Source organism: Bacteroides faecichinchillae JCM 17102, from assembly GCF_000614145.1.
Taxonomy (GTDB): Bacteria; Bacteroidota; Bacteroidia; order Bacteroidales; family Bacteroidaceae; genus Bacteroides; species Bacteroides faecichinchillae.
In genome coordinates this window covers 45,722-54,588 of record NZ_BAKK01000032.1, presented here as the reverse complement: position 1 = coordinate 54,588, position 8,867 = coordinate 45,722, and the positions used below count along the sequence as shown (strand labels likewise).

The window sequence follows — 8,867 nt, the reverse complement described above, 5'->3', positions numbered from 1 at the left end:
GGGACGACAGAAACGCTTCGAACTCACTTTTTTATAAAACCGTATCTTTGGTGAAAAAAATGATTTACGCATACATTAGAGTATCAACGGATAAACAGACTGTCGAGAATCAACGATTTGAAGTTCAGAAGTTTGCTACAGAAAAAGGAGTCGTGATTGATAAGTGGATTGCTGAAACAGTATCTGGAACAAAATCAGCTAGAGATAGAAAACTAGGTTCATTACTTAAAAAAATGAAGAAAGGGGATACATTACTTATATCTGAGATTAGCCGGCTTGGAAGAAACCTTATGCAGATCATGTCTATTCTCAATCTTTGTATGACTAAAGAAACAATGGTGCTCACTGTAAAGGAGAGGTATGAATTGGGAAACAATATCAATAGTCAGATATTAGCTTTTGCCTTTGGTTTATCAGCTCAAATAGAACGCGATCTGATCAGCCAGCGAACTAAAGAAGGATTAGCACGTCGTAAAGCTGAAGGGATGAGATTGGGTCGTGAAAAAGGGAGCAGGAATCCTCATTATAGACTTGAAGCAAAAGAGACAATTATTCGGCAAATGCTGAGTGATGGTAAATCTAAGGCTGCAATTTGCAGGAAAGTGAAATGTACTTATATTACCTTAGAAAGGCATTTGCGTAGAATAAGTGAAAGTGTTGTAAATTAACAGATAATTACTACCTTTGCATTAAACGATTATGCCCATTAGCAGTCCTTAACAGGCTTGCTAGTGGGCTTTTTTATGCGAAAAGTTTAAACATAAAGAAAATGAAAGGATTAAATGAACTATTTATTGTTGGCTGGATGCTGTTTGGTATCTATATCGAAGTGTTTATAATGATACTTGCCGACTTATGGAGTGGTGTACGTAAAGCTCGCATACGTGGTGAAGTACGTTCTAGTTTCATGTATAAAAAGACTATTGACAAGATAGCCCGGTATTATAACGCTCTAATTGCTTTGACAGTTATTGATGCTATGCAGATGGGTGGGGTCTGGTATTTGGATGGGTATTATGGTTGGTCTATACCTATTTTTCCTGTGGTTACATTGCTTGGAGCTTTAGGTATCTCGTTAGTTGAATTGAAGTCAATCTATGAGAAGGCAGACGAAAAAGTGAAAAGTGATTACAAGGATGTAGCTTTATTAGCAGCAGAGATAGTCAAACATAAAACCGATCCAACTGAGATAATAGAAGCTTTGGATGAATATTTGAAAAAAGATAAGGAGACAAAAAATGAAAATATTAATTGATAATGGTCATGGTAGTAATACTCCGGGCAAGTGTTCTCCGGATGGTAGGTTAAAAGAATACGCCTATACCCGTGAAATTGCTGGGCGTGTAGTATTTGAATTGCGTAAACTAGGAATTGATGCGGAACTGGTCGTGAAAGAAGAAGTGGATGTACCATTGGCAGAACGTTGCCGGAGAGTGAACGAGTATAAGGCTTCCGAAGCAATTCTTGTTTCTATTCATTGTAATGCTGCCGGTAATGGCACAAATTGGATGAATGCGAAAGGATGGAGCGTGTATGTGTCTAACAATGCGTCCGGTAACAGTAAGAAGCTTGCTGAATGCTTATCGGAAACAGTGTTGAGTATTGGTATTCCTGTACGAAAGCCGTCTCCGGACAAGTTATATTGGCAACAGAATCTCGCCATGTGCCGGGATACGAATTGTCCGGCTGTCTTGACTGAGAATTTCTTTCAGGATAATAAAGAGGACGTGGAGTTTCTATTGTCGGCACGTGGTAAGGATGCGGTCGCCAAGATACACATTGAGGGAATCGCTAAATACCTGGGATTATGAAAGCCTTGATTTATATAACCATGTTCCTGATGGCTGGAATATGGTTTGCTTCATGCCGGACTTCTTGCAATATTGATACTCAAAAACAAATTGACTATTCCGGAGACCTCCAATATCTACGGAAGATAATTGAAGAATTGAGAATAGACCTCAGTAAACAAACGAAGATTGTTAATGACCGGCTAAGTAATCTGAAAGTGGAGAACACGACTGTTTATTTGTCTGATCCGGATTCAACCGGTAGGCAGCATATAGTCAAGGAAAGTACTACTACCGCTTCCAGACAGGAGCAGGAAAGGGCGGAAGTAGATGAAATATTGTCTATAAGCTTACAACAGTTTTCTAACCGGCTAGATACTATAAGCGATAAGGTAACTGCCTTGCTGAATCAAAAAGAGAGAGTTGTCGAGCTTTCTTGGTGGGATTTACATAAGGATAGAGTGTATATAGGTACAATAGGTTTGTTAATTGTGGGGTGGTTGGTATATAGGTGGAGAATAAAAGTAAGTAGGGGTATTTAAAATTCAATTAAAAACATATATCTTTATGCCAAAATTAATACCGTTAGATATGAAAGCAGATATTAGAGGCATCATTTCAGGTTTAAGTCTTTCAGAAGATAAAGTGTTATTTCCTGTGTTTGAGGCTGTAGTGAACTCCATCCAAGCAATTGATGAAAGGAAAAAGAACGAAACTGTTGAAGGTGAAATTAATATTAAAATTATCAGATATAACAAACAGACTGAATTAGGGGAATGTGATGAGGAATTTGATAAAACACAAATATTCTCTCCCATAAAATCAATAGAGATAGTTGATAACGGTATTGGTTTAAATAATTTAAACTTTGGCAGTTTTAATACTGCACATTCTACTAAAAAAATAAAAATTGGCGGCAAAGGGCTTGGTCGTTTTAGTATGCTTTCTGTGTTTGAAGATATTAAAATTGAAAGTGTCTTCTTTGAAGATATGAAAACTCATCAAAGAGAAGTTAGATTTACCGATAAATACGATGAAGATAAAGACACTAAATGTAGAGTTTCCGAATCGGACAAGAATATTGGAACGAAATTAATATTTTCAAAAATAAGACCCAAGTTTTATAAGATATCCTCTATGTTCTCGCATGAGAAAATTGCGGATCAAATATTAGAACATTGTTTGCTCTACTTTTTAGAGAAGAATGTACCAAAGATAACCGTTGAAGAAGACAATACCATAATTAATTTATCAAATCAGTTTAATCCAAATGATTTTCTGCTTTCGAAAATTACCAAAAAAATCAAGGACGTGGATTTTGTTTTCTATATTGTAAAAGATTCTAAAGCCTGCGCTAATGAATATTCGTTAGCTGCTCACAATCGACGTGTAAGAGGAAGAAAAATAGAGAAAATACTACCAATTTTCAAATCTAAGGTAGAAGCAGATGATCAAGCATATTTTATAAATATATATGTTACTTCAGAATTCTTAAATAGTAGAGTTACTGAATCAAGAGATGATATAAAATTAGATGCAAACACTGAAGAAACTAAACTTAACATCAATGATAGAATATCAGAAGAGGATATTCAGAAAGAAATTAAAACTATTTTGTTTGATAAATATGAATCATTGATTGCTGATAGACAAATGATCGTTAAGAATAAAGTGGAATCTTTTCTGAAGAGCGATGACGGAATTTCGTATCGGTGGCTAGAGTTAAATAGCGATATATTGAATTCAATCCCAAATGATGCAGATGAAAAGAAACTCGATGATATTTTTCATGATCATCAATATCGTATTGGTAGAGAATTGAGGAAGAAAAGGGAAAAACTGCTCAATAGGGATTTTAAAAAAAAAGGATATCGAGAGCTCTTTAACGAAATAGTCCCCCTGTTGACAAATGAGACTAATAGTAAATTAGCTCAATATGTATCACACAGAAAGGTGATAATTGATTTACTGGATAAATATGTTGAATATATTAATGGAATAGATAGTGAAGATTTTACTTACGAAGAAGAAAACACGTTACATAACTTGTTTTTCACAATGGGGGCTACTGAAAAGACTCTTTCTTTTGAAAATCATAATTTATGGCTAATTGATGAAAGATTGTCTTTTCATACATACATCAGGTCTGATATTGCTCAAAATCAGCATAATGTAATTGATACAGATTCGGAAAAAGAACCTGATATTGCGATTTATGACGTTAATTATAAATATGGTGAGGCGAATGATTATGGAGAGTTGATGTCAGTTGTTTTTGTAGAGTTTAAAAGACCTAATAGAACTGTTTCTTTATTAGAATATAATAAACAGATGATGGATCAGGTTAAAGGCTTGAGGAAAGGGACAGTGAACACTAAGGGGAAGCACATAAGTGTTTTAGAATCAACCCCTATCTATTTTTATTATGTATGTGATGTAAATGCATTCAATAAGTTAAAAGATGATGCTACTAGCTTTGGTGGATTCAAGCAGTCTCCTTACAAAAGCTTAATTAAGATGGAGGGGAATTTGGTACAAGAGATTTTAACTTATGATTCTTTGGCAGTTAATGCAAGGCGCAAAAATATGGCATTCTTTAAAAAGTTAGGCATTTAGGGCTTCTTCTGCATTGTTTACTACCATAACAATTATTCTGCCCCGTCTCTCTGATTCGGGGCTTTCTTATACCTTTACATCAGTTTCGGCTAGTTTGTAAGAGGTAGCTATTCGGCTACCTCTTTGTTTTATAATCCTTCCTATCAACAACACACGAATCAACAAACTTTCCAGAAGGGTTACATAAGATAGTACTAATATATAATTGAAAAGTTCGGTAGGGATATAAAAAAGTGAGGGGAACCACCCCCTCACCAAAGTCAAACCAAAATAATCCGAATTATGTCTGTATTATCTTGATGTTGCAAAGATACTACTATTTTTCGATTAGACAATAAAAATCCCTGCATCGGCTCAAATGCAGGGATGGTGTCAAATAAGAGCTTAACTGATCTTTAATGATGTCTGATGAATCATTTCGCTAACATCGTTCAAAGCGTTCAGGAACGTTTTGAGTTCATTGTCAGTAAAGCGAGCCTTTTTCCCGTTGACTATATTCCCGTTAATACGTTGATATAGCCAGTTTCTACTTTTACCAAAATATTTCTTTGCAATATAACTGAATGAGATTGCTTCGGGCAATTCTCCAAGTTTATCACGTAATATGGCTTCTTCCGCTCTTTCTATATAATCATTGCAGGCATTAACTGTTGCTTTTAGCCCGGCTTCAGATGCTTTCTTGTAGGCTTCCTTTTGGGCTTCCGGCAGTTTGTTGTATTTATCCTGCATTTCCTTTTTGAAAGCTTCTTTTTCTTCTGTGGTTTTCAGTCCTTTAAATCTTTCAAAGTCAGCCTGCATTTCTTTTGTTGGCAGGCAAGCATCCCAATCTATCATAACTTTTAATGTTTGTCCCTCCCCGAAGGGAGGGAGGTTAATTACAACTTTTTTAATTTCTCTTGGATTTCATTCATCCGGTCGAGTATGTCATTTATAAGCGCTTCCCGTTCTTTGGCATTTTCAGGAACCCCGTAGGCCTCGTGAAATGAAGCGAGAAGTTTTAAATTCTCATACTCTTGTTCTAATTCTTTTTTTTCTTCATCTTTCATCAGTTAAACATTAAAATTAAGAACTCTTATTTGACACTACAAAGATAATAAGCATTTGCTTATTGTGCAAATTTTTAGTGATTTATTTTATATGTGATTATTCATTTTTCAAGTTGTCAAGTATTTCTCTGATTGCTTTATCAGCGTGCTTCCTCATTATTGTGACATAGTTGAAGATTGGTCTGTCTTCTTTCATTGATTGCCCGATACAGTATTCCAGTGTACTAAGAGGAATCCCAAGATCGTATCCATGTTGAACGAAGGACTTGCGAGCTGAATATAATGTGAGATCATGCGTTACCCCTGCTGTGTTTTTCAATACTACCATCTTTCGTGTTAGTGTATTATAACAGGATTCATAAGTCTTATATTTCCCAAATACGAGTTTACCGGTATTCTTATTCATATACTTCTTAATAAGTGGCTTCGCTTCATCAGGGATCGCAAATGATGTTAATCTGTCTCCATCTTTTGTATTCCTTGTTTTCATTCTGATATAGTCCACTTCAGTTGTCCGGAAGTCGTATGATAACATATCTACAAGATTCATTCCGGCAAGATAATATGTGAGCATGAAGATGTCTCGCACTACTGATACATTGTATTTGTTAGGTTCCATATCCCGGATGATTCTCATCTGCTCTACAGTGATGTAGGTATCTCGTTTTTTTGCTGTCGGGATTGAAGCTGTAACAAACGGATCTACTTTATATTCTACGTACTTCATTTTGATCGCATAGTTTATTATGACCTTCAGTAAAGTCACATAGATATTGATTGAAGTAGGAGAAAGCTTTTTCTTTCTTTTCTTTAATGAGGTGATATAATTATTTATTCGGATCGGTGTGATATGCTCCATCAGTGATCCGGGTCCTGTAAAGTCTATAAAATGTTTAGCCGCCAATTTATAGAGCTTATATGATTTCCTTCTTTCTTCTTCATCTATTTGGGATAGATATTCTTCTAATACGTCTTCAAATTTCCGATGCTTTTCTCCATTCATAGGACTAGTTATTATTTTAACTAACTGTGTACATGTGAGTGCATCTATATACTCTACCTTTTCACATCGTTCATAGTACATATCATATATCCTTTTGAGTTTAGCGTTCATGAGTTCTTTATCTGTTCGCTTAACCACTTTTCCGTTCTTAAATTCATCTATTGAATCAATGATTATGTTTGTTACTATGTATCTTGTTTCAGAATTGTGAGTTATTGCAATTCTTACTTTATGTTGTCCGTTAGTCATTACTTTTGTAGGGACGATTGTGATGAATAAATTAGCCATATTAAAATACAATTTAATGAGTGTTCAAATTGCCACGGCAATAAAACGGCAATAAAATAGTGTCAAAAGTGACGTTTTTGTCTCTTAAATATGATTACTAATTAAAACAGAAATAGTTCGATTGTTTTTATAATTAACTGATAATCAGATATAAAAAGAGGGCCTCTAATCCTCCTCCGAGGTAGAAGCCCTTCAACACAAAAACTAAACTAGACTTAACTAAACTATTCTATTCTTGGAATTTCACAATCCCTTTCTGTTCAATGCAAAGATATAGATAAAACCCGGTCTACCAAAGCATAATCGACAAAATTCCTATTTTTACCGATAAATATGCAAACATTAGCTTTAGCTTCTTTCATCAAGAAAAACTTGAAAGGCTTGTTTATAGCTATCACTAATGGGGATATAGGTCTTATCGAAAACAATCCGTCCACGATCAATTATCCTGATTTTATCCTTTTGGACAATATATGAACGATGAACGCGTATGAAGCGACTAGAAGGTAATAGCTCTTCCATAGCTTTCATACTCATTAATGACAATATAGGTTTTGGGACATCTTCCGTATATATTTTAATGTAATCTTTTAAGCCTTCAATATATAGGATTTTCTTCAAATCTATTTGTACAAGTTTATAATCGCTTTTTACAAAGATGCTATCCTTTTCTTCTGGTTTCTGAGTCAATTCAAACCATTGGAGGGCTTTGTTGGCTGCCTGTAAGAAATCAACATACGAAATAGGTTTTAGTAAATAGTCGAGTGCATTAACACGGTAACCATCAATGGCATATTGTCCAAAAGCAGTTGTAAATACAATACGGGTGCGTGCATCAACCATTTTAGAGAATTCCAATCCATTTAGTTCCGGCATTTGGATATCCAGAAAAAGAAGATCTACTTCTTGCTCTGGCAACTCTTTCATAGCCTGCACTGCACTAGAATATTGCCCAATAAGTTGGAGAAATGGAGTCTTGTTTACATAACTTTCCAGTAGGCCGAGCGCTAAAGGCTCATCATCAACGATAGCACAACGTAACACCATAATACTTTGATATTTAATACTTAATATTTAACCTTAATTTTGATTCATATACCTTACCGTCTTCATAGATCTCTTTTGACCAAGTGTATGCTCCGGGATAAAGTATCTCCAGACGTCGGCTTACCTGTTCTAATCCCACGCCGGAACCACTCTTATCCATCATGTTTTTAGGATGATTACTATTCTGGATATTACATATTACTTCTTTATCATTTTCAGCAAGGTAGATATTGATAAAACTAGGTTCAGTAGGAGATATACCATGTTTGAACGCATTCTCGATTAGAGATATGAAAATGAGTGGGGCAATAGGTGTCTGACTGTCCGGCTGAATATCGAATTGAGTTGTCATTTGTACATTAGATGACAACCGGATACGCATCAGTTCAATATAGTTGCGTATGAAATCCACCTCCTTACACAGTGGAACATAAGTCTGCTGATTATCGTATAAAACATATCGAAGCAATTTACTTAACTCCTGTACAGCTTGTTGTGCCTTATCTGTATTAAATGCGATTAAAGCATATATGTTGTTCAAGGTATTCAACAAGAAGTGAGGATTTAATTGATTACGTAGATTTTTCAGTTCCGCTTCTGCGCGACTACGTTCCGCTTCCTTACGAGCGGCTTCAGCTTTACTCCATCGTGCACTCATACGAATCGCAGCACTCAGACCAATTGTAAAAACCAGACTCAACATATCTCTAACGAAAAATAACCAACCCGGAGGCATATTCGGTCGTTTAGGTTTGGGAGCTAATGATGGATCGAATGTTAAACTTTGCCAGAAATGCAATAATACTCCAATGGTACAGAGCAGGAGAATATTATATGTAATATATCTCTTAGTCTGGTTTTGGAAAAGATATTTTGGAACCAAAAGGAAATAGTTAATATAAAACACAATCATAAAAGAGAGTGGGACAGCAGCATGCCGTATATAGGCCATCCAATTTATATTTCCATTTCCCCGCTCAACGAAAAAGAATGGAAATCCGAACATAATCCCCCAGCTGATAATATGTATCAGTATTTCTAGAGGACGACGTGCGGATGTAAAGGTTTGTTTCATAA

General features: G+C 35.5%; 10 protein-coding genes. 5 read left to right on the top strand and 5 right to left on the bottom strand.

Annotation, left to right across the window (positions count from 1 at the left end; genetic code table 11):
• Nucleotides 1-59 precede the first annotated feature (59 nt).
• From JCM17102_RS15115 to JCM17102_RS15095, 5 genes are all read left to right on the top strand, one after another.
• Nucleotides 60-668: a master DNA invertase Mpi family serine-type recombinase gene (locus JCM17102_RS15115; protein WP_025075770.1), complete on the top strand. Its 609-nt coding sequence runs from the start codon at nucleotides 60-62 to the stop codon at nucleotides 666-668.
• A gap of 101 nt (nucleotides 669-769) precedes the next feature.
• The gene (locus JCM17102_RS15110; RefSeq protein ID WP_025075769.1) at nucleotides 770-1,255 is read left to right on the top strand and encodes a phage holin family protein; all 486 of its coding nucleotides are present in this window, start codon (nucleotides 770-772) and stop codon (nucleotides 1,253-1,255) included.
• The gene (locus JCM17102_RS15105) at nucleotides 1,239-1,811 is read left to right on the top strand and encodes an N-acetylmuramoyl-L-alanine amidase (RefSeq protein ID WP_025075768.1); all 573 of its coding nucleotides are present in this window, start codon (nucleotides 1,239-1,241) and stop codon (nucleotides 1,809-1,811) included. The genes JCM17102_RS15110 and JCM17102_RS15105 overlap by 17 nt, the downstream gene beginning before the upstream one ends.
• On the top strand, nucleotides 1,808-2,332 hold the full coding sequence (locus JCM17102_RS15100; protein WP_025075767.1) for a hypothetical protein: 525 nt from the start codon (nucleotides 1,808-1,810) through the stop codon (nucleotides 2,330-2,332). Before JCM17102_RS15105 ends, JCM17102_RS15100 begins: the two co-directional genes overlap by 4 nt.
• 25 nt (nucleotides 2,333-2,357) lie before the next feature.
• Nucleotides 2,358-4,406 (top strand): ATP-binding protein, encoded by a 2,049-nt coding sequence (locus tag JCM17102_RS15095; RefSeq protein ID WP_025075766.1) that lies wholly within the window; start codon nucleotides 2,358-2,360, stop codon nucleotides 4,404-4,406.
• A gap of 384 nt (nucleotides 4,407-4,790) precedes the next feature.
• Here JCM17102_RS15095 and JCM17102_RS15090 read toward each other — a convergent pair whose 3' ends face one another.
• From JCM17102_RS15090 to JCM17102_RS15070, 5 genes are all read right to left on the bottom strand, one after another.
• A complete protein-coding gene (locus tag JCM17102_RS15090; RefSeq protein WP_025075765.1) occupies nucleotides 4,791-5,240 on the bottom strand; it encodes a DUF5053 domain-containing protein in 450 nt (149 codons plus the stop codon).
• A gap of 41 nt (nucleotides 5,241-5,281) precedes the next feature.
• Nucleotides 5,282-5,452, bottom strand: a complete 171-nt coding sequence (locus JCM17102_RS30945) for a hypothetical protein (protein WP_004313367.1) — start codon at nucleotides 5,450-5,452, stop codon at nucleotides 5,282-5,284.
• Between the two features lie 97 nt (nucleotides 5,453-5,549).
• The gene (locus JCM17102_RS15080; RefSeq protein WP_025075764.1) at nucleotides 5,550-6,743 is read right to left on the bottom strand and encodes a tyrosine-type recombinase/integrase; all 1,194 of its coding nucleotides are present in this window, start codon (nucleotides 6,741-6,743) and stop codon (nucleotides 5,550-5,552) included.
• 348 nt (nucleotides 6,744-7,091) lie between these two features.
• Nucleotides 7,092-7,790, bottom strand: a complete 699-nt coding sequence (locus tag JCM17102_RS15075; RefSeq protein ID WP_025075763.1) for a LytR/AlgR family response regulator transcription factor — start codon at nucleotides 7,788-7,790, stop codon at nucleotides 7,092-7,094.
• Nucleotides 7,791-7,803: 13 nt separating this feature from the next.
• Nucleotides 7,804-8,865, bottom strand: coding sequence for a sensor histidine kinase (locus tag JCM17102_RS15070; RefSeq protein ID WP_025075762.1), 1,062 nt, complete (start codon nucleotides 8,863-8,865; stop codon nucleotides 7,804-7,806).
• Nucleotides 8,866-8,867: the final 2 nt, after the last annotated feature.

Bases quoted from the DNA above. Each gene is read 5' to 3' on its own strand.
- JCM17102_RS15115 (WP_025075770.1), top strand. From the start codon at position 60: ATGATTTACGCATACATTAGAGTATCAACGGATAAACAGACTGTCGAG.
- JCM17102_RS15110 (WP_025075769.1), top strand. From the start codon at position 770: ATGAAAGGATTAAATGAACTATTTATTGTTGGCTGGATGCTGTTTGGT.
- JCM17102_RS15105 (WP_025075768.1), top strand. From the start codon at position 1,239: ATGAAAATATTAATTGATAATGGTCATGGTAGTAATACTCCGGGCAAG.
- JCM17102_RS15100 (WP_025075767.1), top strand. From the start codon at position 1,808: ATGAAAGCCTTGATTTATATAACCATGTTCCTGATGGCTGGAATATGG.
- JCM17102_RS15095 (WP_025075766.1), top strand. From the start codon at position 2,358: ATGCCAAAATTAATACCGTTAGATATGAAAGCAGATATTAGAGGCATC.
- JCM17102_RS15090 (WP_025075765.1), bottom strand. From the start codon at position 5,240: ATGATAGATTGGGATGCTTGCCTGCCAACAAAAGAAATGCAGGCTGAC.
- JCM17102_RS30945 (WP_004313367.1), bottom strand. From the start codon at position 5,452: ATGAAAGATGAAGAAAAAAAAGAATTAGAACAAGAGTATGAGAATTTA.
- JCM17102_RS15080 (WP_025075764.1), bottom strand. From the start codon at position 6,743: ATGGCTAATTTATTCATCACAATCGTCCCTACAAAAGTAATGACTAAC.
- JCM17102_RS15075 (WP_025075763.1), bottom strand. From the start codon at position 7,790: ATGGTGTTACGTTGTGCTATCGTTGATGATGAGCCTTTAGCGCTCGGC.
- JCM17102_RS15070 (WP_025075762.1), bottom strand. From the start codon at position 8,865: ATGAAACAAACCTTTACATCCGCACGTCGTCCTCTAGAAATACTGATA.